This window comes from Micromonospora sp. (genome assembly GCF_048594385.1).
Lineage (GTDB): Bacteria > Actinomycetota > Actinomycetes > Mycobacteriales > Micromonosporaceae > Micromonospora > Micromonospora wenchangensis.
Map to the genome: position 1 here is coordinate 23,315 of NZ_JBMDWU010000420.1, position 22,155 is coordinate 45,469.

At 72.8% G+C, this 22,155-nt stretch carries 24 protein-coding genes, 1 tRNA gene and 1 pseudogene; 15 read left to right on the forward strand and 11 right to left on the reverse strand.

Annotation, left to right across the window (positions count from 1 at the left end; all coding sequences use genetic code 11):
• Nucleotides 1-2: 2 nt before the first annotated feature.
• On the forward strand, nt 3-1,790 hold the full coding sequence (locus tag ACOJTC_RS22600; protein WP_420118385.1) for an ABC transporter ATP-binding protein: 1,788 nt from the start codon (nt 3-5) through the stop codon (nt 1,788-1,790).
• Between the two features lie 15 nt (nt 1,791-1,805).
• Here the strand turns inward: ACOJTC_RS22600 and ACOJTC_RS22605 are convergent, their stop codons facing one another.
• Complete coding sequence (locus tag ACOJTC_RS22605; protein ID WP_420118386.1) at nt 1,806-2,078, reverse strand: hypothetical protein; 273 nt, start codon at nt 2,076-2,078, stop codon at nt 1,806-1,808.
• Between the two features lie 540 nt (nt 2,079-2,618).
• On the opposite strand from ACOJTC_RS22605, the gene ACOJTC_RS22610 reads away from it, so the two are divergent.
• The 5 genes from ACOJTC_RS22610 (at nt 2,619) to ACOJTC_RS22630 (ending at nt 5,989) form a co-directional block, all read left to right on the forward strand.
• Nucleotides 2,619-2,810, forward strand: coding sequence for a hypothetical protein (locus ACOJTC_RS22610; protein ID WP_420118387.1), 192 nt, complete (start codon nt 2,619-2,621; stop codon nt 2,808-2,810).
• A 21-nt stretch (nt 2,811-2,831) separates the two neighbouring features.
• A complete protein-coding gene (locus ACOJTC_RS22615; protein WP_420118388.1) occupies nt 2,832-3,050 on the forward strand; it encodes a helix-turn-helix transcriptional regulator in 219 nt (72 codons plus the stop codon).
• Nucleotides 3,051-3,131: 81 nt separating this feature from the next.
• Nucleotides 3,132-3,788, forward strand: coding sequence for an HAD family hydrolase (locus ACOJTC_RS22620; RefSeq protein WP_420118389.1), 657 nt, complete (start codon nt 3,132-3,134; stop codon nt 3,786-3,788).
• Nucleotides 3,789-3,829: 41 nt separating this feature from the next.
• Complete coding sequence (locus ACOJTC_RS22625; protein WP_420118390.1) at nt 3,830-4,966, forward strand: glutathione-independent formaldehyde dehydrogenase; 1,137 nt, start codon at nt 3,830-3,832, stop codon at nt 4,964-4,966.
• A 9-nt stretch (nt 4,967-4,975) separates the two neighbouring features.
• Complete coding sequence (locus tag ACOJTC_RS22630) at nt 4,976-5,989, forward strand: NADPH:quinone reductase (protein ID WP_420118391.1); 1,014 nt, start codon at nt 4,976-4,978, stop codon at nt 5,987-5,989.
• Nucleotides 5,990-6,168: 179 nt separating this feature from the next.
• Here ACOJTC_RS22630 and ACOJTC_RS22635 read toward each other — a convergent pair whose 3' ends face one another.
• Nucleotides 6,169-7,818, reverse strand: coding sequence for a fatty acid--CoA ligase (locus ACOJTC_RS22635; RefSeq protein WP_420118392.1), 1,650 nt, complete (start codon nt 7,816-7,818; stop codon nt 6,169-6,171).
• Between the two features lie 84 nt (nt 7,819-7,902).
• Here ACOJTC_RS22635 and ACOJTC_RS22640 point away from each other — a divergent pair, with 84 nt between their 5' ends.
• Nucleotides 7,903-8,394, forward strand: a complete 492-nt coding sequence (locus ACOJTC_RS22640; RefSeq protein WP_357925609.1) for an NUDIX domain-containing protein — start codon at nt 7,903-7,905, stop codon at nt 8,392-8,394.
• Nucleotides 8,395-8,545: 151 nt separating this feature from the next.
• Here the strand turns inward: ACOJTC_RS22640 and ACOJTC_RS22645 are convergent, their stop codons facing one another.
• Nucleotides 8,546-10,219, reverse strand: coding sequence for an MDR family MFS transporter (locus tag ACOJTC_RS22645; RefSeq protein ID WP_420118393.1), 1,674 nt, complete (start codon nt 10,217-10,219; stop codon nt 8,546-8,548).
• Between the two features lie 112 nt (nt 10,220-10,331).
• Nucleotides 10,332-10,874: a type 1 glutamine amidotransferase domain-containing protein gene (locus tag ACOJTC_RS22650; RefSeq protein WP_420118394.1), complete on the reverse strand. Its 543-nt coding sequence runs from the start codon at nt 10,872-10,874 to the stop codon at nt 10,332-10,334.
• A 122-nt stretch (nt 10,875-10,996) separates the two neighbouring features.
• Here ACOJTC_RS22650 and rfaE2 point away from each other — a divergent pair, with 122 nt between their 5' ends.
• Nucleotides 10,997-12,886: a D-glycero-beta-D-manno-heptose 1-phosphate adenylyltransferase gene (gene rfaE2, locus ACOJTC_RS22655; protein ID WP_420118395.1), complete on the forward strand. Its 1,890-nt coding sequence runs from the start codon at nt 10,997-10,999 to the stop codon at nt 12,884-12,886.
• Nucleotides 12,883-13,755 carry a glycosyltransferase family 2 protein gene (locus ACOJTC_RS22660; protein ID WP_357925600.1) on the forward strand — a complete coding sequence of 291 codons (873 nt, stop codon included), beginning with the start codon at nt 12,883-12,885 and terminating at the stop codon, nt 13,753-13,755. Before rfaE2 ends, ACOJTC_RS22660 begins: the two co-directional genes overlap by 4 nt.
• 77 nt (nt 13,756-13,832) lie before the next feature.
• On the opposite strand, the gene ACOJTC_RS22665 is transcribed toward ACOJTC_RS22660, so the two are convergent.
• Genes ACOJTC_RS22665 through ACOJTC_RS22675 form a run of 3 tightly spaced genes read right to left on the reverse strand, consistent with a single transcriptional unit; the run spans nt 13,833 to nt 16,010 of the window.
• On the reverse strand, nt 13,833-14,960 hold the full coding sequence (locus ACOJTC_RS22665; protein ID WP_420118396.1) for a glycosyltransferase family 9 protein: 1,128 nt from the start codon (nt 14,958-14,960) through the stop codon (nt 13,833-13,835).
• Nucleotides 14,961-14,967: 7 nt separating this feature from the next.
• A complete protein-coding gene (locus ACOJTC_RS22670) occupies nt 14,968-15,453 on the reverse strand; it encodes an Hsp20/alpha crystallin family protein (RefSeq protein ID WP_420118409.1) in 486 nt (161 codons plus the stop codon).
• A 50-nt stretch (nt 15,454-15,503) separates the two neighbouring features.
• Nucleotides 15,504-16,010 (reverse strand): DUF2231 domain-containing protein, encoded by a 507-nt coding sequence (locus ACOJTC_RS22675; RefSeq protein WP_420118397.1) that lies wholly within the window; start codon nt 16,008-16,010, stop codon nt 15,504-15,506.
• Between the two features lie 147 nt (nt 16,011-16,157).
• On the opposite strand from ACOJTC_RS22675, the gene ACOJTC_RS22680 reads away from it, so the two are divergent.
• The gene (locus ACOJTC_RS22680; protein WP_357925592.1) at nt 16,158-16,778 is read left to right on the forward strand and encodes a pyridoxamine 5'-phosphate oxidase family protein; all 621 of its coding nucleotides are present in this window, start codon (nt 16,158-16,160) and stop codon (nt 16,776-16,778) included.
• 22 nt (nt 16,779-16,800) lie between these two features.
• On the opposite strand, the gene ACOJTC_RS22685 is transcribed toward ACOJTC_RS22680, so the two are convergent.
• From ACOJTC_RS22685 to ACOJTC_RS22695, 3 genes are all read right to left on the reverse strand, one after another.
• Nucleotides 16,801-17,388, reverse strand: a complete 588-nt coding sequence (locus tag ACOJTC_RS22685) for an HAD family phosphatase (protein ID WP_307826212.1) — start codon at nt 17,386-17,388, stop codon at nt 16,801-16,803.
• A gap of 72 nt (nt 17,389-17,460) precedes the next feature.
• The gene (locus tag ACOJTC_RS22690) at nt 17,461-17,613 is read right to left on the reverse strand and encodes a hypothetical protein (RefSeq protein WP_204925820.1); all 153 of its coding nucleotides are present in this window, start codon (nt 17,611-17,613) and stop codon (nt 17,461-17,463) included.
• A gap of 149 nt (nt 17,614-17,762) precedes the next feature.
• Nucleotides 17,763-18,425 (reverse strand): TetR/AcrR family transcriptional regulator, encoded by a 663-nt coding sequence (locus tag ACOJTC_RS22695; protein ID WP_420118398.1) that lies wholly within the window; start codon nt 18,423-18,425, stop codon nt 17,763-17,765.
• A 112-nt stretch (nt 18,426-18,537) separates the two neighbouring features.
• Between ACOJTC_RS22695 and ACOJTC_RS22700 the strand changes: the two genes are divergently transcribed.
• From ACOJTC_RS22700 to ACOJTC_RS22715, 4 genes and pseudogenes are all read left to right on the forward strand, one after another.
• Nucleotides 18,538-19,083 carry an SRPBCC family protein gene (locus ACOJTC_RS22700; protein ID WP_420118399.1) on the forward strand — a complete coding sequence of 182 codons (546 nt, stop codon included), beginning with the start codon at nt 18,538-18,540 and terminating at the stop codon, nt 19,081-19,083.
• Between the two features lie 51 nt (nt 19,084-19,134).
• Nucleotides 19,135-19,506: a hypothetical protein gene (locus ACOJTC_RS22705; RefSeq protein ID WP_420118400.1), complete on the forward strand. Its 372-nt coding sequence runs from the start codon at nt 19,135-19,137 to the stop codon at nt 19,504-19,506.
• Between the two features lie 73 nt (nt 19,507-19,579).
• Nucleotides 19,580-19,681 (forward strand): annotated as a pseudogene (locus ACOJTC_RS22710) (hypothetical protein); the annotation flags it as partial.
• Between the two features lie 10 nt (nt 19,682-19,691).
• A complete protein-coding gene (locus ACOJTC_RS22715) occupies nt 19,692-19,895 on the forward strand; it encodes a hypothetical protein (protein ID WP_420118401.1) in 204 nt (67 codons plus the stop codon).
• 177 nt (nt 19,896-20,072) lie between these two features.
• Here ACOJTC_RS22715 and ACOJTC_RS22720 read toward each other — a convergent pair.
• Nucleotides 20,073-20,146, reverse strand: a tRNA-Thr gene (locus ACOJTC_RS22720).
• 111 nt (nt 20,147-20,257) lie between these two features.
• Here ACOJTC_RS22720 and ACOJTC_RS22725 point away from each other — a divergent pair.
• Nucleotides 20,258-22,039: a metallophosphoesterase family protein gene (locus ACOJTC_RS22725; RefSeq protein ID WP_420118402.1), complete on the forward strand. Its 1,782-nt coding sequence runs from the start codon at nt 20,258-20,260 to the stop codon at nt 22,037-22,039.
• Nucleotides 22,040-22,155: the final 116 nt, after the last annotated feature.

Here is a 22,155-nt window from a genome sequence, read left to right on the forward strand (position 1 = left end):
CGATGATGCGGGCGATCACCGGGCTGCTGCGGCTGTCGTGGCGGCAGGACCGGCGCAAGATGGCCGTGGCGCTGGCGTTGATGCTGGGCAACGCGGTGGCGGTGCCGGCGAGCGCGGTGGCGCTCAAACACCTCACGAACGCGGCGGCGGCCGGCCGGGCCGGGGCGGCGGCCTGGGCGGGGCTGGCCGTCGCGGTGGCCGCGATCGCGGCGCTGACCTGCGCGCACTTCGCCCACATCGGGTACTTCGAGGTGTCCGAGCTCAACGTGCTCAGCACCGACGAGCAGCTCATCGAGATCAGCAACGGCACCCCGTACCTCGACCACCACGAGCGGCCCGAGCACGCCGACCGGATGGCGTTGGCCCAGGACGAGCTGCAGCGCATCGGCGAGGGTCTCCAGGCGCTGCTGACCGGCGGCTCGCTGGCGGTCGGCCTGCTGCTGACCACCGTGCTGCTCACCCTGACCCATCCGGCGCTGGTGCTGCTGCCCCTGCTGGCCGCGTTGCCGGTGCTGGCCGGTCGCCGGGCCCAGGCCGCCGCCGACCGGGCCCGTACGGACAGCGTCGTCGACACCCGGCAGGCCCGGCACCTGTTCGAGCTGACCACCACGGCGGCCTCGGCCAAGGAGCTGCGCCTGTTGGGCCTGGAGGGGCACCTCCAGCAGCGCTACGCCACGCACTGGCAGCGTGCCACCGCCCGCCTCTGGCGCGGCGAGCTGGCCGCCGGCCTGTGGCGCGCCGCCGGGCAGGCCGTGTTCGCCCTCGGCTACGTCGCCGCCCTGGTCCTGGTGGTCCGTGACGCCGTACGCGGCCGGGCGGACGTCGGCGACGTGGTGTTGGCGATCATGCTCGCCTCGCAGCTCAACCACCAGGTCGCCGCAGCGGTGACGATCACCCAGCAGTTGGCGCGCAGCGGCCGGTCCCTGCGCCGCCTGGACGAGGTGCGTGACCTGGTGCCCCCACCGGTCGTCGCGCCCGACGCGCCCGCCACGCCACTGCAACCACCCGCGCGCCTGCTGGAGGGCATCCGGCTGCGGCAGGTGAGCTTCACCTACCCGGGCGCGGCGAAGCCGGTGCTGCGTGACGTCGACCTGCTGCTGCCCGCCGGCAGCACGGTGGCGGTCGTGGGCGAGAACGGCGCGGGCAAGACCACGCTGGTCAAGCTGCTCAACCGGTTCTACGAACCCGACCGGGGCGCGATCCTGGTCGACGGGGTCGACCTGCGTCATCTCGACCTGGCCGCCTGGCGGGCGCGGACCACCGCCGCGTTCCAGGACTACGCGCGGCCGGAGCTGACCGCCCGGCTGGCGGTCGGCATCGGGGACCTGCCCCGGGCCACCGACGAGGACGCGGTCCGCACCGGCCTGGCCCGCGCGCACAGCGAGGTCGCCGACAAGCTGCCGTACGGGCTGGACACCCGGCTGGGGCGCAGTCACGCCGACGGCGGGGTGGACGCCTCCGGCGGGCAGTGGCAGCAGTTGGCGCTCGGCCGGGCGATGATGCGCGACGCCCCCCTGCTGATGGTGCTGGACGAGCCGGCGTCGGCGCTGGACGCCGAGGCCGAGCACCGGTTGTTCGCCAGGTACGCCGACGGGGCGGCCCGGGTCGCCGCCGACAGCGGCGGGGTGACGGTTTTCGTGTCGCACCGCTTCTCGACGGTCCGCACCGCCGACCTGATCATCGTGATCGGCGAGGGCGGGGTACGCGAGGTGGGCACCCACGACGAGCTGATCCGCCTCGGCGGCGTGTACGCCACCCTCTACGGCACCCAGGCCGCCGCCTACCGCTGACCGCTCTGCGCCTCTTTAGGGCCGCACGTCCGATCCGGACCGCCGCTGTCGCCCGACCGGTACGGTGGCGATCCGTCGGTGGACGACCAACCCCGCCGGCCGTACGAAGATCGACCGTCGGGCGACGGCCTCCCCCTTGTCGTCCAGTTGGTAGACGTCGAGCCAGCACCACCCGTCGTAGGTGATCCAGTCGAGCACCCGGATGACCCGGCACCGGATGGGCTTGACGAACTGGACGCTGGCAGCCCGGGTCACCTCAATCAGGTCACCCGCTCGGAGTGTGGTCATCGCAGGTCCCTTACCTGCCGCCAGGCGAGAATCCGAGCACGCGAGATCGCCACACGTGGGCACCAGCCGTCCGGGCGGCAGTGACGGCAACGCTGGACAGCGTGGTCGTCAATAACGATCCAGGCCGCTTGGATCAAGAACGGCACCTCGGGCTCGGTCACGACCCACCGCCCGGCCATGGCCTTTGGTTGATCACGAGTCGGCGGGCCGACCGGTTGGGCCCGGGCAGCCAACCGAGGAATCTGCGGTGGAGGGTGCCAGCCGGAGCCCAGCCCATGTCCTGCATGGCTGACACCAGATACGCGCCCATATAGACGGCGAGGGACACCGGAGCGCGGTCGTACTCCGCGATCAACTCCCTGCGGCGGGTGGGACATGGCCAGGGCGATTCACACCCGGCACATGTCCAGACAGGCGGAACAGGTCCGTGGCTTGTCATCGGTCCACCACATCACACGATATTGTACGAGGGCAACCCCAAAGGACGTTGCACTTCCCGCTACCACCTTATGCAAGTGCGCCAGACCATAGCGTCAGCCTGTGGAGTTGCTCGGGTTGGATGAGATCCGCGACCTGCTGGGCGGGATCAGCAAGCAGCGCGCCACGATCATCGTGGGCCGCAAGGGATTCCCCGACCCCTTCGTCACCCTGAAGATGGGCCGCGTCTGGGATGGCAAGGCCGTCCGGGCGTGGATCGCCACGAACCGCCCCGGCCCCGCCGACGAGGACTGACCCCGGGGCTACGTTCGGGACATGGACCGAGGGCCAGGCGACCTGATGGGGCCCTACGAGATCGCCCAACGCCTGGGCGTCTCCCGGTCGCGGTTTCAGCAGATCGCGAACCGACGCACCTTCCCGAGGCCGTACCGGGAGCTGCGTGGCATGAAGGTGTGGTTGACCGAGGACGTCGAAGAGTGGATCAGGGAACACCGCCGCCCCACGCCGCCGGCGGACGAGGACGACCAGAGCTGACTCGCGAGGTGCCACCTCACAACGGCGAGCACTGCCGACGCCGGGCGACCAGGGTCGGGTGGCGTCGGGGAGGATGGGGCGGTGACGGTGGATGCGGTGGTGTTCGACCTGGACGGCGTGATCGTGGACTCCGAGCCGGTCTGGGAGGAGGTGCGCCGGGCGTACGTGGCGGCGCGGGGCGGCACCTGGCAGCCCGACACCCAGCGGCGGCTGATGGGGATGAGCACCGGCGAGTGGGCCGAATACCTCAGCGGTGAGCTGGGCGTCGACCGGACCGCCGAGCAGGTCGCCGCCGAGGTGGTCGAGGAGATGGCCCGGCGGTACGCGGTGCGCGTACCGCTTATCGACGACGCCGACCTGGTGGTGCGCCGGTTGGCCGCGCGGTGGCCGCTGGGGTTGGCCAGTTCCTCGCCGACCCGGCTGATCGCCGCGGCACTGACCGCTGCGGACCTCACCGCCGAGTTCCGGGTGACCCTGTCGACCGAGCGGACCGCCCGGGGCAAGCCCGCGCCCGACGTCTACCTGGCCGTCGCCGAACGGCTCGGGGTCGACCCGGCCCGGTGTGCCGCCGTGGAGGACTCCTCCAACGGGGTCCGCTCGGCCGCCGCCGCCGGGATGCGGGTGGTCGCGGTGCCGCACGGGTCGTACCCGCTGGATCCGGACGCGGCGGAACTGGCTGCGGTGGTGCTCTCCTCGGTGCACGACCTCACCCCGGAGGTGGTGGACCGGCTCGGCTGAACCGCCTCCGCGACCCGGCCGGTCCGCCTAGCGTCGGGACCATGAGAGCTGTGGTGTACCAGGGGCCGCACGAGGTGACGGTCGACGACGTCGAGGACCCGCGCATCGAGCATCCGGACGACGTGGTCGTGCAGATCACCACGACCGCGATCTGCGGATCCGACCTGCACATGTACGAGGGGCGCACGCTCGCCGAGCCGGGCATCGTCTTCGGTCACGAGAACATGGGCACCGTGGTCGAGGCCGGCACCGGGGTACGCGGGATCAAGGTCGGTGACCGGGTGTCGATGCCGTTCAACGTGGCGTGCGGGTTCTGCCGCAACTGCCGGGAGCAGAAGACCGGTTTCTGCCTCACCGTCAATCCCGGCTTCGCCGGTGGCGCGTACGGCTATGTGGCGATGGGGCCGTACCGGGGTGGGCAGGCCGAGTACCTGCGGGTGCCGTTCGCCGACTTCAACTGCCTGAAGCTGCCGCCCGGCACCGAGCACGAGAACGACTACGCGATGCTCGCCGACATCTTCCCCACCGGCTACCACGGGGTGGCGATGACCGGGCTGCGGCCGGGCGAGAACATCACCGTGATGGGTGGCGGGCCGGTCGGGCTGATGGCCGCGTACTCGGCGGTCCTGATGGGTGCCGCCGAGGTGTTCCTGGTGGACCGGGTGCCGGACCGGCTGCGGCTGGCCGAGTCGATCGGAGCGACCCCGATCGACTTCTCGGCCGGCGACCCGGTCGCCCAGATCCTCGACCGGACCGACGGGGTGGGCACCGACCACGGGGTGGACGCGGTCGGCTACCAGGCCACCGGGAAGGGCGGCGCGGAGCAGCCGGCGGCGGTGCTGAACAGCCTGGTCGAGGTGGTCCGGGCGACCGGCGCGATCGGCGTGGTCGGCCTCTACCTGGCCAACGACCCGGGTGCGCCGGACGAGCACTCCGGCAAGGGTGAGCTGCTGTTCAAGATGGGCAAGCTCTTCGAGAAGGGCCTGCGGATGGGCACCGGGCAGGCCAACGTGAAGACCTACAACGAGTACCTGCGAAATCTGATCATGGCGGGGCGGGCCACGCCGAGTTTCGTGGTGAGCAAGGAGTTGCCGTTGGACGCGGCGCCGGACGCGTACCAGCGTTTCGACCGCCGCGAGGCGGGCTACTCGAAGGTGGTGCTCAAACCGGCGGCCTGAGGAGACGGCATGCAGACGATCGTGTACGAACGCACCGGTGACCCGTCGGTGCTCCGGCTGGTCGACCGGCCGGTGCCCGAGCCGGGCCCGGGGGAGGTGCTGGTCCGGCTGGCGGTGGCCGGGGTGAACCCGACCGACTGGAAGAGCCGGCGACAGCAGCCGCTACCGGTCGGCTGGCAGACCCCGGGGCAGGACGGGGCAGGCGTGGTGGAGTCGGTCGGCGCGGGGGTCGACCAGGGTCTGACCGGGGAACGGGTGTGGGTCTGGGAGGCCGCCTGGCAGCGCCCCTGGGGTACGGCCGCCGAGTACACGGTGGTGCCGGTCCGGCAGGTGGTGCCGCTCGGGGACGCCTCCTTCGACCTCGGCGCGTGCCTGGGCATTCCGTTCCTCACCGCGCACCGCTGCCTGACCGTCGGGGAGTACATGCCGGACACCCTGCACGCCGGGGCGCTCAGTGACCACGTGGTGCTGGTGCAGGGTGGGGCGGGTGCGGTGGGCAACGCGGCGATCCAGTTGGCCCGCTGGGCCGACGCCTGCGTCATCGCGACGGTCAGCAGTCCGGAGAAGGCACAGTTGGCGGCGGCGGCCGGGGCGTCCTTCGTCATCGACTACCGGGAACAGGACGTGGTCGACGAGGTCCGCAAGATCGCCCCCGACGGGGTGCACACCGTCGTCGAGGTCTCCGCCGCCCGCAACGCGGGCACCGACGTGCAGGTGCTGCGGCCCGGCGGGGCGGTCTGCGTCTACGCCGACGACGGTGGCGGCGAGGTGACCCTGCCGATCCGGCCGTTGATGGCCCCGAACGCCCGCTGGCAGTTCGTGCTGGTCTACACCGCGCCGAAGGCGGCCAAGGCGCAGGCGGTGACCGACGTGGCGGCGGCGGTCGCCCAGGGGGCGGTACGGGTGGGCACGGAGGCCGGCCTGCCGCTGCACCGCTTTCCGTTGGCGCAGGCCGCCGACGCGCACCGGGCGGTGGAGGACGCGGTGGTGGGCAAGGTGCTGATCGACACCGCCGGGCAGTAGTTCCGAGGACATTTCGCAATCGCCCGGACAGACGCGAGTAATTCTCGCAACAATGACATGGCGGGTCACCCCGCAAGGAAGGGCGGCCCCGGCGCGGTGCGAACGCCGGGGCCGCCCCTGGGGAGGGATGTTTCAGGAGTGACGTCCCTACCCCATCGGCGACGAGTCGCCGAAAAGTGTTACGGCCCCGCCAGCTCCCGTACCTCCAGGTCGCCGGCGGCGTACCGCGAACGCACCACCTTCTTGTCGAACTTGCCGACGCTGGTCTTCGGCACCGCGTCGATGACCGCCCAGCGTTCCGGCAGCTGCCAGTGTGCCACCGAACCGGCGAGGAACGCACGGAGCTGCTCCACACTGGTCGACGCGCCCTCCCGGACCACGACGGTGGCCAGTGGACGCTCACCCCACCGCTGGTCGGGCACCCCCACCACGCAGGCCTCCTGCACGTCCGGATGGGCCATCAACGCGTTCTCCAGCTCCACCGAGGAGATCCACTCCCCACCGGATTTGATCACGTCCTTGGCCCGGTCGGTGAGGGTGATGAACCCGTCCGGCGAGAGCGTGCCGACGTCACCCGTACGCAGCCAGCCGTCGCGGAACTTCTCGGGATCGGGGGCGTCGTCGCCGACGTACCTGGCGGTCACCCACGGCCCGCGCACCTCCAGCTCCCCCACGGACGTCCCGTCGGCGGGTAGCGGCTCGCCCAGCGGGCCGACGATCCGGGCCGCCACCCCCGCCGGCACCCGCCCCTGCGTGTAGCGGTACCGCCAGGCTTCGTCGCCGGTCACCCCGGCCGGTGCCCGGGACACCGATCCCAGCGGGGACATCTCGGTCATCCCCCAGGCGTGGATCACCTCGATGCCGTGTCGTTCGGCGAACGCGTGCATCAGCGCGGGCGGGCACGCCGAGCCGCCGACGATCACCTCCTTGAGCGACGAGGTGTCCACGTCGTTGGCGTCCAGGTGGGCCAGCAGGTCGTTCCAGATGGTCGGCACCGCACCGGCCAGGGTGGGCCGCTCGGCGGCGATCATCTCGGCGATCGGCGCGGCCTGGAGGAACCGGTCCGGCATGATCAGTGACGCGCCGGAGAGGAACGCCGCGTACGGCAGTCCCCAGGACATCGCGTGGAACATCGGCACGATGGCCAACTCCCGGTCACCCGGACCGAGCCCGAACCCCTCCGGCAGGCACACCTGCAACGAGTGCAGGTAGATCGACCGGTGCGAGTAGGCGACGCCCTTGGGGTGGCCGGTGGTGCCGGAGGTGTAGCAGAGCGCGGCGGCGTCCCGCTCGTCCACCTCGGGCCAGTCGAAGTGCTCCGGCCGGCCGGCCAGCAGCTCGTCCCAGTGGTGGAAGGTGACCCGGTCACCGGCGACCGCCCGCAGCGGCCCGGGGTCGCCCCCGCCGACCACCACCACGTGCCGCACCGTGGTCAACTCGCCGAGCACCCGGGCCAGCAGCGGGATCAACGTCGAGTCGACGAGCACCACCCGGTCCTGCGCGTGGTTGGCGATGTAGGCGACCTGGTCGGGGAAGAGCCGGATGTTCAGGGTGTGCAGCACCGCGCCCATGCTCGGCACGGCGAAGTACGCCACCAGGTGCTCGGTGTTGTTCCACATGAAGGTGGCGACCCGCTCGTCGCCGGTCACCCCGCACTCGTCGCGCAGCGCGTGGGCCAGCCGGGCCGCCGTCCGCCCCACCTCGGCGTACGACATCCGGCGCGGCTCGGCCCCCGTCCAGGTGACCACCTCGGCCGTGCCGTGCACGGTGACACCGTGTTCGAGGATCCGGGCGACCTGCAGCGGGGCGTCCATCATCGTGCTACGCATGGGTGACAAGCTAGTGTCGCCGGTCACACGTTGGGAACCCCCGGAACGTCGAACCGTCCCCGGGATGCTGCGTAGATTGTCCGGGTGAGTATCTCCTGGGCCGACTCGTACGTGGGACAGCTACGCGCCCTGGCCGGCGACCGGACGCTGATGTTCGTCGGCGCCCGGGCCGTGGTGCGCGACGACGCCGGGCGGGTGCTGCTGATCCGCCGCTCGGACAACGGCCAGTGGGCGCTGCCGGCGGGAGCGATGGAACTCGGCGAGTCGATCGCCGACTGCGCGGTGCGGGAGGTACGCGAGGAGACCGGCCTGCGCGCCCTGCGGGTCAGCGCCTTCGCGCTCTACACCGGCCCGGACCGCACCCACACCAACATGTACGGCCACACCTACCAGATCTTCACCGCCGCGTTCCGGGTCGACGAGTGGGACGGCGAGCTGGCCCGGGTCACCGACGAGACGACCGACGCCGCCTTCCTGCACCCGCACGAGTTCCCCGCCCCGCTCTCCCTCTCGGTCCCGGAAACCCTCGCCGACCTCGACGTCTTCACCCAGACCAACCGCCTCATCCTCAAGTAGCACCCGGCCCCGCTGCCCCGCACCGGTTCCCCCGCTTGCCCCGGTGATCAAGAGGTTTGCGTCAGGAATCCGCGCGGAGGTTGACGCAAACCTCTTGATCACCGAAGCGGGGCGGGGCCGGAACGGGCGGGCCGGAGCGGGCGGAGCGGGGTTAGAGCATGGTTTGGGATTTGGCGTTGAGGTCGGCGGCGGCTTCCTCCTTGGACTCCCGGGTCAGGGGCTTGCCGCCGGGGGCGGGGGCCTTGCCGCCGAGCGGGTCGGTGCCACCGGTCGCGCCCTGCGGGCCGGCGCCCCGGAGCTGATCGTTCGGCAGGGCCAGGGTGACCAGCACGGCGAGCAGCGCGATCAGGCCGGTGGTCAGGAACACCAGGTGCAGCGCGTCGACGAAGGACGCCTGGATGGCCGCCCGGACCGGACCGGGCAGGGCCAGGATCGTCGCCGGGTCGTTGATCGAGATGTTCGTGCCGCTGCCCGCCACCGCCGCCCGCTGCTCGGGCGGGAGCTGGGCGATCGCGCCGGGCAGCCGGTCGGCCAGGCCACCGGCGAGCCGGGAGGAGAGCACCGCGCCCAGGATGGCCACCCCGAACGAGCCGCCCAGCGACCGGAAGAACGTCGCCGAGGAGGTCGCCGCGCCCAGGTTCCGTACGTCCACCGCGTTCTGCACGCCGAGGATGAGCGACTGCATGCACAGGCCCAGCCCGACGCCGATGACCACCATGTAGCCGAACGCCGCCCAGAGCGAGCTGTCCACCTGGAGCCGGGTGAACAGCAGCATGCCGGCGACCAGCACCACCGAACCGGCCACCGGGAACCACTTGTACCTGCCGATCCGGCTCATCGCCCGGCCGGTCACGATCGAGGTGACGATGATGCCGGCCATCATCGGCAGCATCAGCAGGCCGCTGCGGGTGGGCGAGGCGCCCTTGACGATCTGCAGGTAGAGCGGGATGAAGATGATCGACCCGAACATCACCAGACCGAGCACGAAGCCGGCCGAGTTGGCCAGCGCGAACGTCGCCGAGCGGAACAGCCCGAGCGGCAGGATCGGCTCGCCGACCCGGGCCTCCTGGAGCACGAACGCCACCCCGAGCACCGCGCCCGCCACGAACAGCCCGATGATCGTCGCCGAACCCCAGGCGTACGAGTTGCCACCCCAGCTCAGCGCCAGCAGCAGCGCGCTCACCCCGGCGACCAGCAGCGCCGCGCCCAGCCAGTCCACGGTGTGCTCCCGCCGCTCGAACGGGATCAACCGCAGCACGTGGTAGCAGACCACGATCGCCAACAGCGCCAGCGGCACGTTCAGATAGAAGATCCACCGCCAGCTCGTCTCGGCGAAGTAGCCGCCGACCAGCGGCCCGGCCACCGAGGAGACGCCGAAGACCGCCCCGAACAGTCCCTGGTAGCGACCACGCTCCCGGGGCGACACCACGTCCGAGATGATGGTGAACGCCAACGTCATCAGGCCACCCGCCCCGATGCCCTGCACGCCCCGGGTGACGATCAGCTGGGTCATGTCCTGCGACAGGCCGGCCAGCAGCGAGCCGAGCAGGAACGTGCCGATCGAGAAGAGGAAGACCGGGCGGCGGCCGTACAGGTCGGCCATCTTGCCGTAGAGCGGGGTGGAGGCGGTCGAGGCGAGCAGGTAGGCGGTCACCACCCACGAGTAGTGGTCGATCCCGCCCAGCTCGCCGACGATGGTGGGCAACGCCGTACCGACGATGGTCTGGTCCAGCGCGGCCAGCAGCATGCCGGTCATCAGGCCGAACATCAACAGACGGAGCTGGCGGGCCTGGAGCACCGGCTGGCCGTGGGTCTGGGCGGTCATCCCGCCTTCTTTCCCGCTCCCCCGCGAACATGCCTACGCACCGGAGGAAACCTGCCCGGCACCCGACGGGCACGCGGGCCACCAGGGACCCGCATGCCCGTCGGGGTACGCCTCAGCCGGCGAACCGGTCGACGATCGCGGCGCAGAACGCCGGCAGGTCGTCGGGCTTACGGCTGCTGACCAGGTTGCCGTCGGTCACCACCTGCTCGTCGACCCAGGTCGCGCCGGCGTTGGTCAGGTCGGTACGCAGGCTCGGCCAGCTGGTGATCCGGCGGCCCGCCACCCCACCCGCCTCGACCAGGGTCCACGGGCCGTGGCAGATCACCCCGACCGGCTTCCCGGCGGTGAAGAACGCCTGCACGAACCGGACCGCGTCCGGGTCGGTCCGCAGGAAGTCCGGGTTGGCCACCCCGCCGGGCAGCACCAGCGCGTCGTAGCCCTCGGCGTCCGCGTCGGCCGCCGTCACCGCCACGTCATACGTCTTGGCCTGGTCCAGGTGGTTGAAGGCCTGAATGGTGCCGGGCTTGAGCGACACCAGCTCGGCGGTCGCGCCCGCCTTCTCGACCGCCTCCCGCGGCTGCACGTACTCGACCTCCTCCACGCCGTCGGTGGCGAGGAACGCGATCCGCTTGCCCTGCAATGTCGTGGCTGCCATGTCGGTTTTCCCCTCTCCGGATACCTCTGGTCGGTTCCCGGGGCGTAGGGCCCGAAACGTGACCCTGGTCGCCGGTCGCGGCGGAGGGTTTGGCCTGGTCGGGGCGGGGGACCCCGGTGGGCATGGCAGGAGCAGCAGCGGAACAGCGCCGGCTCGCCACCGTCGTGGAGAGCTGGCGGGAACGCGCCGTCCTCGTCGTCGGCGACGCCATGCTCGACGAGTGGCGCTTCGCCGAGTCGGAGCGGCTGTGCCGGGAGGCCCCCGCGCCGATCCTCACCCTGCGCCGACGGATCACCGCCGCCGGTGGGGCCGCGAACACCGCGGTCAACATCGCCACCCTCGGCGGGCGGGCCCTGCTCGTCGCCCCGGTCGGCGCGGACGTGGCCGGCGACGAGCTGCACGACTGCCTGGACCGGGCCGGCGTCTGGGACCGTACGGTCAGTGAACCGCACCGGCCGACGCCGGTGAAACGCCGGATGCTCGCCGGCAACCAGATCCTGCTCCGCGAGGACTCCGGCGACCCGGACGACCCGCTCGACGACGACGGGGTCGGTCGGCTGCTCACCGCCCTGAGCTGCGCCACCGAGGAGCTGCGGGCGGTGGCCGGTGGGGTCGCGCCCACCCTGGTGGTCTGCGACTACGGCCTCGGCGCGCTGCCCGCCCCGGTACGCGCCTGGCTGGTCGCCCACCGGCACCGGTACGCCACCGTCGCCCTGGACGCCCACGACCTCGCCGACTGGCGGGGGCTGAACCCGACGGTGGTCACCCCCAGTTTCGCCGAGGCGACCCGGCTGCTGGCCCGCGCCGCCGCCGGCTTCGGCGCGCCGCCCGCCCCGGCCCGTACCGGCGGCACCGGCCTGCACCTGGACCACCCGCCCAACGATCCGGCGGACGGGCCGTCGGAGCTGGTCGTGGGCACCGCCCCGGGCGGCGTCGGCAGGGCACCGACCGGCCCGACCGGGGAGCCGACCCCGGGCGAGGGGCGGGTCGCGATGACCGGGGACGGGCTGAGCGTGACCGGGGCCGGGGTGACCGTCAACGCCACCGTCGGCGAGGGGGTCGACCGGGCCGGGCTGGCCCGGGCGCGGCTGGCCGAGCTGCGGGCGCACACCGGCGCGGACGTGGTCGCGGTGACCCTGGACACCGAGGGTGCCATCGTCGGCGGCCCGGACGGTGCACCCCGGCGCAGCCACAGCACCCCCGTCCCGGCCAGTCACGCCGTCGGCGCGGGGGACGCGTACCTGGCGGCGATGACCCTCGCCCTGGCCACCGGGGCACCGCTGCCGACCGCCGCCCAACTGGCCCAGCTCGCCGCCACCATCACCGTCTCCGACACCGGCACCTGCGTGTGCCGCCGGGAGGACCTGCTCGACGCGCTCGGCGGCGCAGCCGGCGGCGGCACTCATCCGACGCTCGTCGGCACCGGGGAGCTGGACGCGATCGTCGCCGACCACCGGCGAACCGGCCGGTCCGTGGTGTTCACCAACGGCTGCTTCGACGTGCTGCACCCGGGGCACGTGCGCTACCTGGAACAGGCCCGCGCGCTCGGCGACCTGCTGGTGGTGGCGGTCAACTCCGACTCCAGCGTCCGCCGGCTCAAGGGGGCCGACCGGCCGGTCAACCCGGTGGAGGACCGGATCGCCCTGCTCGCCGCGCTGTCCTGCGTGGACCACGTGGTGGTCTTCGAGGAGGACTCGCCGGCCGACCTGATCGAGGCGGTCCGCCCCGACGTGTACGTCAAGGGCGGCGACTACCCGCCGGAGATGGTCCCCGAGGCACCCCTGGTACGCCGCCTCGGCGGTCAGGTGCGCACCCTCGGCTACGTGCCGGACCGGTCCACCTCGGCGATCATCGACCGGATCCGCGCCCAGGCCGCCACCGGCCTGGCCACCACCGGCGACCCACCGGCCGACCGGCTGCGACCCGCCGCCGGAATGCCCGCGGCACCCGGCCCGGAGCCGACCCCGGCCACCCCGACCCCGACCGCCGAACACCTGGGCAGGATCACGTGAACCGACCGCTGGACCTCGGCTCGGCCGGGGAGTTCCGCCGACCCCGTCGGCTCGACGTGCTGATCCCCACCCGCAACCGGCCGGCCGAGCTGGCGGTCACCCTGGCCGGGCTGGCCGCCCAGGTCGAGGTCCCCGACTTCGGGGTGGTGGTCAGCGACCAGTCCGACCACGACCCGGCGTACGCGCACCCGGCGGCGGCCACCATGGTCCGGGCGTTGCGCCACCGGGGGCACCCGGTGCTGCTCACCCGGCGGCTGCCCCGGCGCGGACTGGCCGAACACCGGGCGTACCTGCTGGACCGGTCGGTGGCCCGCTACGTGCTCTGCCTCGACGACGACGTCTGGCTCGAACCGGGCACCCTGGACCGGCTGGTCACCGCGATCGGGGAACTGGGCTGCGGGTTCGTCGGCAACGCGGTGCACGGCCTGTCGTACGCCGACGACGTCCGTCCCGAGACGCACCGGCACTACGAGGAGTGGGACGGCCCGGTGGTGCCGGAACGGGTCCGCCCCGACACCCCGCAGTGGCAGCGGGCCGCCATCCACCCGGCCGCGAACCTGCTGCACGTCCAGCAGAAGCTGGGGCTGCCGGCGGGGGCGTGGCGGGCGTACAAGGTCTCCTGGATCGGCGGTTGCGTGCTCTACGACCGGGCGGCGCTGGTCGACGCGGGCGGCTTCGAGTTCTGGCGGCGGGTGCCGGAGAACCACCAGGGCGAGGACGTCGCCGCCCAGCTCGCGGTGCTGGCCCGGTACGGCGGCGCGGGCGTGCTGCCCAGCGGCGCGTACCACCTGGAGTCACCGACCACCGTGACCGACCGTGACGTCGAGGCGTGGGAGGTCGTCGCCGCCGAGACCCCGCAGCCGGCCTGAGCCCGGCCGGCCGCCGATCCGCCGGGGTCGTCCCGGCCCGGGGCCCGTCGGCCGACGGTACGGACGACCCGGGACTGTCAGCCGGCGGCGCTGCCCGGTTCGGGGCGGAGCAGGTCGGCGGCGGCTTCGAGCACCTCGGCCACCGGCACGTCGGCGACGAACGAGTCCCGGTGCGGGCAGTTGCCGTCGCCGGGCCGGTGCGGATAGATCCCGGGCGTGCAGTCGACCCCGCAGACCGGGCAGCGCGTCGTCCAGGCGGCGATCGGGCGGTGCCGGGCGCGCAACGGCGTCGCCCCGTTGATCATGTTGCCGACCCAGTAGACGCCCACCGTCGGGGCCCCCACCGCGCCGGCCAGGTGCAGCGGGCCGGTGTCGTTGGAGACCACCAGCCCGCATTCGGCGTACGCGGCGGCCAACCCGCCGAGGCTGAGCGTGCCGACCTGGGGACGGACCGGCACCCCGGCCGCCGCGACCACCTCGTCGACCACCGCCCGCTCGGTGGGGGTGCCGGTGACCAGCACCTCGTACCCGTCGTCGTGCAGCACCCGGGCCACCTCGGCGAACCGCCGCGCCGGCCAGCGCCGCCGGGTGTCGCTCGCCCCCGGGTGCAGCGCCACCCGGGGCCGCTCCGGCTCGCCCAGCACCGCCCGCGCCTGCGCCCGGTCCGCGTCGGTCACCGTGAGCGTCGGTACGACGGTGACCGCGTCCGCCCCGACCAGGCCCACCACCTCCAGGTAGCGGGTCACCTCGGGCTGGTAGTAGACGTAGCGCAGCCAGCGGTCCAGCGGGGGGGCGTCCTCGGCGCGCAACCCGGCGGTGACCCGGGCCCCCAACCGGCTCATGATCGGATTGGAGTTGGCCCCGCCTCCGTGCACCTGCAACGCCAGGTCGTAGCCCTCCCGGGCGGCGTCGGCCAGGAAGTCGTCGAGCGATCCGGGCGGTTCGTCGGGGCCGGGCTCGCGGATGCCGGGGGCCGGCGGGACGACCAGCACCCGGTCGACCGGGCCGGGCCGGTCCCGCCAGAACGCCGCGTGCCACGGCGCGCCGAACAGCACGATCTCCGCCGCCGGGTACGCGGCCCGCAGCGAGTCCAGGGCGGGCAGCAGGAAGATGAGGTCGCCGAGCGCGTTGGCCCGCAGCACGGCGATCCGGGTCACGTCGGGCACCCGCTCCCCCAGCGGGCCACCCAGGGCGGGGCTGGTCACCGGGGGCCTACGGCCGGTCGAGGGGGTCGACGGCGGTGTCCGGGTGGTGCAGTTCCCGGTCCGCCGCCGGGTCCACGCCGGTGGACGTACCGGTGCGGGTGGGACCGGGCGGGTAGCCGGCGCGGCCGACGGTGATGGTGCGCGGCGCGGGCCGGGCCGCCCGGGGCAGGTGGACCCGGAGCAGGCCGTGGTCCATCACCGCGTCGATGGCGTCGGGGTCGACCCGGGACGGCAGGTCCACCCGGTATTCGAAGCCCCGGGTCTCGAACCCGCCGGGGATGCCCTGGTCGGCGTTGACCTCGGCCTCGGACCGGGCCCAGACGCAGAGTTCCCGGTCGTCGAGTTCGACGGCGACCTCCTCCGGCGCCACCCCGGGCAGCCGGACGACCACCTGCCAGCCGTCGGCGACCTCGGTCAGCTCGACGTCGGGCGATGCACCCCGGCCGCCGACCAGCCGGCTCAGCTCGGCGCGCAACGCCTGGAGCTCGCCCATCGGGTCCCAGCCCGGCTGGCGGCCACGCCAGCCCCGGCCCGGCTGGTCGCTCACCGCACCTCCCCCACCGGTCGGCCGGTCGCGGCGGGCCGCAGTGAGCTGGGGGCGTCCAGGCCGGCGTCGGAGTCGACACCCACCCCCAACCGGTCGACCAGTTCCCCGCCGAGCCAGGCGCTGACGCCGAGGATGGCCAGGCCGACCACCTCGATGGCGATCAGCGCGCCGCCGGCCGCCCGGGATTCGGCGTTCAACCGGACCGCCCAGACGGCGGCGAAGAGCAGGATCACCGCGACGTTCGCCGCCGCGTGGGTGAGCGCCACCCGCTTGGCCCGGGTGCCGGCCGGGATGGCCAGCAGGTCGAACGTGCCGGCCCCCGCGGCCAGCAGGCCACCGACCAGGCCGACGGTGATGTTCCAGTACGCCACCTCGGCGAGGAAGTCGGGCCCGCCGACCGTGTCCACGATGTCGAAGAGGGTGCCGGTGACCAGCAGCGCCACCGGGAACATCACCAGCATCGGGTGCACCGGGTGCCCGAGCACCTTCAGTCGGCTCTCCATGGCGGCCCTTCCACTGCGTTGTCGCGGGCGGGGGAGCCGGTACCCGCCCGCCCGGGGCGGCCCCGCTCGCCACGCCCGCCTAGGCTGACGTACGGCGGCCGGTGTGCCACCGCCCGCCACCGGGACCAACGGACGGGGGAGGCGGACGTGACGGCAGAGATCACCTCGCACGAGGAGTTACGCGCGCTGCTGGGGGCACCGATGCCCCGCGCGGCGGCCAAGGAACGCACCGTGCTGCACGAGCGGGACCGGCAGTGGCTGGCCGCGTCGCCGTTCTGCCTGGTCGCCACCGCCGGCGCGGACGGCAGCTGCGACGTCTCCCCCAAGGGCGACCCGGCCGGCTTCGCGCTGGTGCTCGACGACCGGACGATCGCCGTTCCGGAGCGACCGGGCAACCGGCGGGCCGACGGCTACCGCAACATCCTCGACAACCCGCACGTCGGGCTGATCTTCCTGATCCCCGGCCGGACGGACACCCTGCGGATCAACGGCCGGGCGAAGCTGGTGCGCGACGCGCCCTACTTCGACGACATGCTGGTCAAGGGGCACCGGCCGGTGCTCGCCGTCGAGGTGGCCGTCGAGCAGATCTTCTACCACTGCGGGAAGGCGTTCATGCGCTCCGCGCTGTGGCAGCCGGAAACCTGGCAGCCGGATGCGCTGCCGTCGCGGGCCCGGCTGGCCAAGGAGGTGGAGACGCTGACCGAGAGCCTGGCCGACCTGGAGCACTACTACGGCCCGACGTACGCGGAGAGGCTCTACCGGGGGTGACGGCCGCCGGCCTGGTAAGGATTCAGCGTTGCCAGGGCGGCGGGACCCGGACCGAGGCCATGCCCGCCGCCGTCGCCGCCGCGACCCCCAGGTCGGTGTCCTCGAACACCAGGCACTGCTCCGGCGGTACGTCGAGCAGCCGCGCCGCCATCAGGTAGCACTCCGGGTCCGGCTTGGCCCGCGCGTAGTCCTCCGCGCAGACCAGCACGTCGAACCGGTCGAGCAGGCCGAGCGCGGTCAGCGAGGCGGTCACCGATTCCCGGGTGCTGCCGGACACCACCGCGAACGGCACCTGCCGGTGTGCCCGTTCGATGTGCGCCAGCACCCCCGGCACGGCGGTGAGCTGCGGCAGGAAGCTCTGGTAGGCGTCCTCCCGGCGACGGGCCACCACGTCGACAGGCATCGCCAGCCCGTGCCGCGCGTTGAGGTCGACGACGATGTCGGCCACCGGCCGGCCGCCCCAGGCGTAGAACAGGTCCTCCGGCAGGTCGCAGCCCCACTCGTCAAGCGCCGCCCGCCAGGCCAGGTGGTGCACCGGCATGGAGTCGACGATGGTGCCGTCGCAGTCGAACAGGTAGGCCCGGAAGTCGCCGGGCGGCAGGGGCAGCACGGGCCCAGGATAGCCACGGCGGGACCTGCCCCTTCGCCCGCGCCGGCTCCCGTCGGGCGGCGTGGTGGCCGGTCAGCGGTCCGGGTCGGTGCGGGTCATGTCACGAAGCGCGTCCTGCGGCGCGGCGCGGCGCAGGTAGTCGCGGCGCATCCGGCGACGCTCACGCCGGCACCGGCCGCACGCCCAGGGCAGCGGCCACCACCGGCCACAGAAGGCACATCTCATCGAGGGGTCCCATCCTCGTATGCGTACGGTAGCCGACTGCTGACCTTAGCCGTACCGGACAACGGGCATCGACCGGTGCCGTTGCGGTGTTGGTGCCGCGTCCCGACCCGGCGGCCAACGGCGGTGGTGGCGTGCCCCGTCCCCGGTGCTCAGCGGCAGAGGAGGTCGTCGATCTCGTCGTCGAACAGCAGTGCCGGGTCGAACCCCATGCCGGCGAAGTGGCCGGCGAGTTCGAGCGACAGGACGCCGTGCACCCGCGTCCAGAAGGCCAGCGCCTGCCGTAGCGTCGCGGCCGGTACGGTCGGGTCCGCGATCCAGCCGCGATGGTCGTCGAGGTGGGCCTCGATCCGTCGCCCCGAGGGCGGGACGTCGCGGCTGCGGTAGGCGTCGACGACGGTCGCCATGATCTCGGCCGAGATCGCGGTGGTGTCGTCGGGGGCGTGGTAGCCGGGTACGGGCGTACCCCAGATCAGCAGGTAGCGCTGCGGATCGTCGAGGGCCCAGGCGCGCACGGCACGGGCCAGCCCGGCGACGTCCGCCCCGGCGTCGGCGGCGGCCCGGAGCGTGTCGGCGAGGCTGCGGTACGCGTCGCGGATCAGTGCGGTGATCAGCTCGTCCCGGCTGGCGAAGTACCGGTAGAGCGCCGGGCCGCTCATGCCCAGGTGCTCGGCGATCGCCTTGAGCGACAGCGCCGACACCCCGGTCGTGGCGAGCTGTTCCCAGGCCCGCTGCTTGATCTCCGCCCGCACCTGGGCGCGGTACCGCTCGCGCGGACCGGTCACGTCGGCACCCATGGACCACCCCTCCACCATCACTCTCACGTTAGTTACAGGCTATCACCATGACCATTGACCGAAACTTGCATTGGTTATAGCTTGTAACCAGAGCGACAGCAGATCGCAGAAGTGAGAGAGGTGGAGACAGATGGCATCGACCACGCACCAGCCGGTGATCGCCTGCGACGGGCAGGGTGTCGACCCGGCGGCCCGGATCCGCTACCGCGCCGAGACGCTGATCGACGCGTCGCTGCACACTGTCTGGCAGCTCCAGACCGACGTCGGGAACTGGCCCTCCTGGCAGGCGCCGGTCACCACCGTCACCCGCCTCGACGACGGCGAACTGCGCGCGGGGTCGGTGTTCCGGTGGACCACGCCCGTCCCCGAGACCCCGATGACCCCGGCCACGACCCTGACCATCACCTCGACCGTCGCGCACCTGACGCCCTACCGGTGCCTCCGCTGGGCCGGCCCGGGAGTCGGCGACGGCCTGCACATCGACAACGGCGTCCACGTCTGGACCTTCACCGAGGTCACCGGCGGGGTGCTGGTCCGCACCGAGGAGACCTGGACCGGCGCCCAGGTCGAGGCCGACGTGGCGACCTCCACCACCTACCTCGGCTACGGGTTGGATGCCTGGCTGGCCGATCTCAAGGCCGCCGCCGAACGCACCGACCGGGCCGTCCGCCCCTGAACCCCGGTGGGACCACCCGCCGCCCGCCCCTCGTACCGGAAGGAACCCGCCATGTCCCCCGCACCGACGACGGCCAGCCCCCCGGGCATGCTGACCCGCTCACGCCCCCTCGTCATCAGCGCCTGGGCGACCGCCGCTCTCGTCGCCGTCCAGTTCTCCATGGTGGCCGTCATCCCGGTGGCGATCACGCTGGTCACCGCGTTCCGCCACGATGCCCTGCGCCCGCTGCGGTGGTGGGCCGGCGCGCTCGGCGCGGCCTACGGGACGGGACTGGCGCTCTGGGCGATCGGCCCGGACCGCGCCCCCAGCCTGTCGAAGAACCTCCACCCGGCGCACGAGGTCGTCATCGTCGTCCTCGGCATCGCCCTCGCAGTCGCCTACCACGCGCTACGCGAACGCCGCAGCACCCGCGAACCTGGCTAGCCGGCGTGACGGGCAGGATCATTGCGGGCGCTCAGAGTTCGGGGATAGTTCCGCTCTCACCTGCCAGGGCGCGCTGCGTCTCCTCGGCCGGCACGACTCGAAGGCGCCGACCCTTCTGGACGGTCTGCTCGGCGGCGTGATCCTGGCGGCGGGGCCCGCGCACCGCCGCTACCTAGACTGGCCGCATGAGGCAGGCGCTGAAGGATCTGACCTACTCCGAGCACTCCGAGTGGTTCGGCTTGGGCCCGCTGGCGCTCGCCGTCCTGGCGGCCATCCGCGCCGTGATGGCCGACGAGCCCTTCGCCCGCTGGGCATGGATCACCATCGCCGTCCTCATGCTGATCCTCTGCGCCGTCTACGTCATCTGGACGAAGAAGAAGCGCTCCTGAGACCTGCGTGGAGGGCAGCCACAACCGTGGCCGGCCTGCGCTCATGGACGGCAACCTCGCGGCCCTGCTGCAACGGGAAAGTGCAACGGAGCGCCGGGCAAGCTGATCTCGGCGGCAACGCGAAAAGGCCCCGCGACCTTGGCATTCAGCCTGGTCACGGGGCCTTTCGGTTACCCGAGCCGCCTGACGGAATCGAACCGTCGACCTACGCATTACGAGTGCGTCGCTCTAGCCGACTGAGCTAAGGCGGCAACGATCGTCAAGTGTACGGTACGACCCCCGACGGGACCGAGGGGGTTCCCCGCCGGAGGACCCGGACATCAAGGGACATCCGTGTCGGGCGGGACGGCTAGGCTGCCCGGGTGAGCGACGACCCCGCCACCCCCGAGCGCCCCGCCACCTCCGGACGTCCCGCCGACCCGGTCGGCCACGGATCGGACCCGGACGCCGAGCACGCCCCCGGCGAGCGGGCCGTCCGCAGGCCACGCGGCACCGATCCGGTGGAGCTGGGTTTCACGCCCCGCAAACCGGTCCCCTGGCTGGCGCCGTTCCTGCTGATCAGCACCGGCATCCGTACCCTGCTGGCGATGCTGTTCGGGGCGTACCTGGACAAGCGGGAGCTGCAGAACGCGCTCGACGCCAGGATCGGCGCGCAGGTCGGCCCGGACGGGGGCCTCTGGCTCGACTACGTGGCCGACCTGGGCGACGGCTTCGACGCCACGTACTCGGTGGCGTACCTGCTGGCCCAGCCGGAGCTGACCGTGGACGGGCACCGGCTGCCCCGGGCACAGACCCTGGTGATGGGCGGCGACCAGGTCTACCCCTCGGCGGCCTACGAGGCGTACGAGGACCGGTGCAAGGGGCCGTACCAGGCGGCGCTGCCGGTGGCCCCGCCGCAGCGGCCGATGCTGTTCGCCGTGCCCGGCAACCACGACTGGTACGACGGGCTGACCGCGTTCCTGCGGCTGTTCGTCCGCTCCCGGGACCGCAACTTCGGCGGCTGGGGCACGGGCCAGTCCCGGTCGTACTTCGCGGTCGAACTGCCGGCCGGATGGTGGCTGCTCGGCCTGGACGACCAGTCGGGGTCCTACCTGGACGATCCGCAGTTGTCGTACTTCGACGAGGTGGCCCGCCGGCTCGGCCCGGAATCCCGGGTGATCCTGGCGGTGCCGGCGCCGACCTGGGTGAAGTCCGTCGACCATCCCACCGCGTACGACTCGATCGACTACTTCGTCCGGACGATCATCGCGCCCACCGGCGCGCACGTGCGGCTGCTGGTCTCCGGCGACCTGCACCACTACGCCCGGTACGCCGGCCCGGAACGGCAGTTGATCACCTGTGGCGGGGGTGGCGCGTACCTGTATCCGACGCACACCCTGCCCGAGCGGATCGAGGTGCCACCGAAGGACACCCTGTCCCGCCGCGCCAGCCGCACCCGGGCGTACGACCTGGTGGCCCGGTTCCCGGACGCGGCCCGCTCCCGCCGCTACGGCTGGGGGATCTTCCACCGGCTGCCCCGGCGCAACCCGGGTTTCGGGACCCTGCTCGGCACCCTGCACACGCTGCTGATGCTCGCCATGGCCGGGGTCGCGGCCAACCGGACCGGCACCGAGCAGCGACTGTTCAGCGTCCCGCTGGTGATCATGTTGGGGGTGACGCTGCTCGGCGCGGCGTTCTTCGCCCAGCCGCCCAGCGCCGGCGGGAAACGGCACGTCCGGCACTGGCTGCTCGGTATCGGTCACGGCCTGGCGCACGTGGCGCTCGCGGTCGCCGGCACCTGGGTGTGGCTGCACCTGCCGTTCTACCACTGGCCGTGGCCGTTGCCGGCGGTCGCCGCCGCAGTGGTCTACGGCCCGGTGATCGGCCTGGTCGCCACCCAGCTGGTGGCCGCATACCTGCTGGTGGCGGGCGCCTTCGGGGTAAACGTCAATGAACTGTTCGCCGGGCAGGGCATCGAGGATTCGAAGTCGTTCCTGCGGATGCGCATCGACCCGGACGGCACGCTTACCGTCTATCCGATCGCCGTCGACCGGGTCTGCCACGACTGGCAGCTCAACCCCGACCAGTCCCCCACGGCCTCCTGGCTGACCCCCCGCACGCCGCTGACCCCCCGCCTCGCCGAACCCCCGGTAACCCTCACCTGACTTCCCGTCCACACCCGGCACGGGCCCCGCCGCGCCGCCCGCGCCACCACCCGCCGCCCGCCGTCCGTCGCCCGTCGCCCGTCGGAGTTGACCAAGAAGTTCGCGTCACCCGCCGT

What these genes read in the sequence shown, in the direction of transcription:
- ACOJTC_RS22690 (WP_204925820.1), bottom strand. Translation starts at nt 17,613, where the DNA reads ATGAGATGTGCCTTCTGTGGCCGGTGGTGGCCGCTGCCCTGGGCGTGC.
- rfaE2 (WP_420118395.1), top strand. Translation starts at nt 10,997, where the DNA reads ATGGCAGGAGCAGCAGCGGAACAGCGCCGGCTCGCCACCGTCGTGGAG.
- ACOJTC_RS22630 (WP_420118391.1), top strand. Translation starts at nt 4,976, where the DNA reads ATGCAGACGATCGTGTACGAACGCACCGGTGACCCGTCGGTGCTCCGG.
- ACOJTC_RS22670 (WP_420118409.1), bottom strand. Translation starts at nt 15,453, where the DNA reads ATGGGCGAGCTCCAGGCGTTGCGCGCCGAGCTGAGCCGGCTGGTCGGC.
- ACOJTC_RS22695 (WP_420118398.1), bottom strand. Translation starts at nt 18,425, where the DNA reads ATGGTGGAGGGGTGGTCCATGGGTGCCGACGTGACCGGTCCGCGCGAG.
- ACOJTC_RS22650 (WP_420118394.1), bottom strand. Translation starts at nt 10,874, where the DNA reads ATGGCAGCCACGACATTGCAGGGCAAGCGGATCGCGTTCCTCGCCACC.
- ACOJTC_RS22715 (WP_420118401.1), top strand. Translation starts at nt 19,692, where the DNA reads ATGAGGCAGGCGCTGAAGGATCTGACCTACTCCGAGCACTCCGAGTGG.
- ACOJTC_RS22645 (WP_420118393.1), bottom strand. Translation starts at nt 10,219, where the DNA reads ATGACCGCCCAGACCCACGGCCAGCCGGTGCTCCAGGCCCGCCAGCTC.
- ACOJTC_RS22675 (WP_420118397.1), bottom strand. Translation starts at nt 16,010, where the DNA reads ATGGAGAGCCGACTGAAGGTGCTCGGGCACCCGGTGCACCCGATGCTG.
- ACOJTC_RS22635 (WP_420118392.1), bottom strand. Translation starts at nt 7,818, where the DNA reads ATGCGTAGCACGATGATGGACGCCCCGCTGCAGGTCGCCCGGATCCTC.
- ACOJTC_RS22625 (WP_420118390.1), top strand. Translation starts at nt 3,830, where the DNA reads ATGAGAGCTGTGGTGTACCAGGGGCCGCACGAGGTGACGGTCGACGAC.
- ACOJTC_RS22700 (WP_420118399.1), top strand. Translation starts at nt 18,538, where the DNA reads ATGGCATCGACCACGCACCAGCCGGTGATCGCCTGCGACGGGCAGGGT.
- ACOJTC_RS22600 (WP_420118385.1), top strand. Translation starts at nt 3, where the DNA reads ATGATGCGGGCGATCACCGGGCTGCTGCGGCTGTCGTGGCGGCAGGAC.
- ACOJTC_RS22605 (WP_420118386.1), bottom strand. Translation starts at nt 2,078, where the DNA reads ATGACCACACTCCGAGCGGGTGACCTGATTGAGGTGACCCGGGCTGCC.
- ACOJTC_RS22615 (WP_420118388.1), top strand. Translation starts at nt 2,832, where the DNA reads ATGGACCGAGGGCCAGGCGACCTGATGGGGCCCTACGAGATCGCCCAA.
- ACOJTC_RS22705 (WP_420118400.1), top strand. Translation starts at nt 19,135, where the DNA reads ATGTCCCCCGCACCGACGACGGCCAGCCCCCCGGGCATGCTGACCCGC.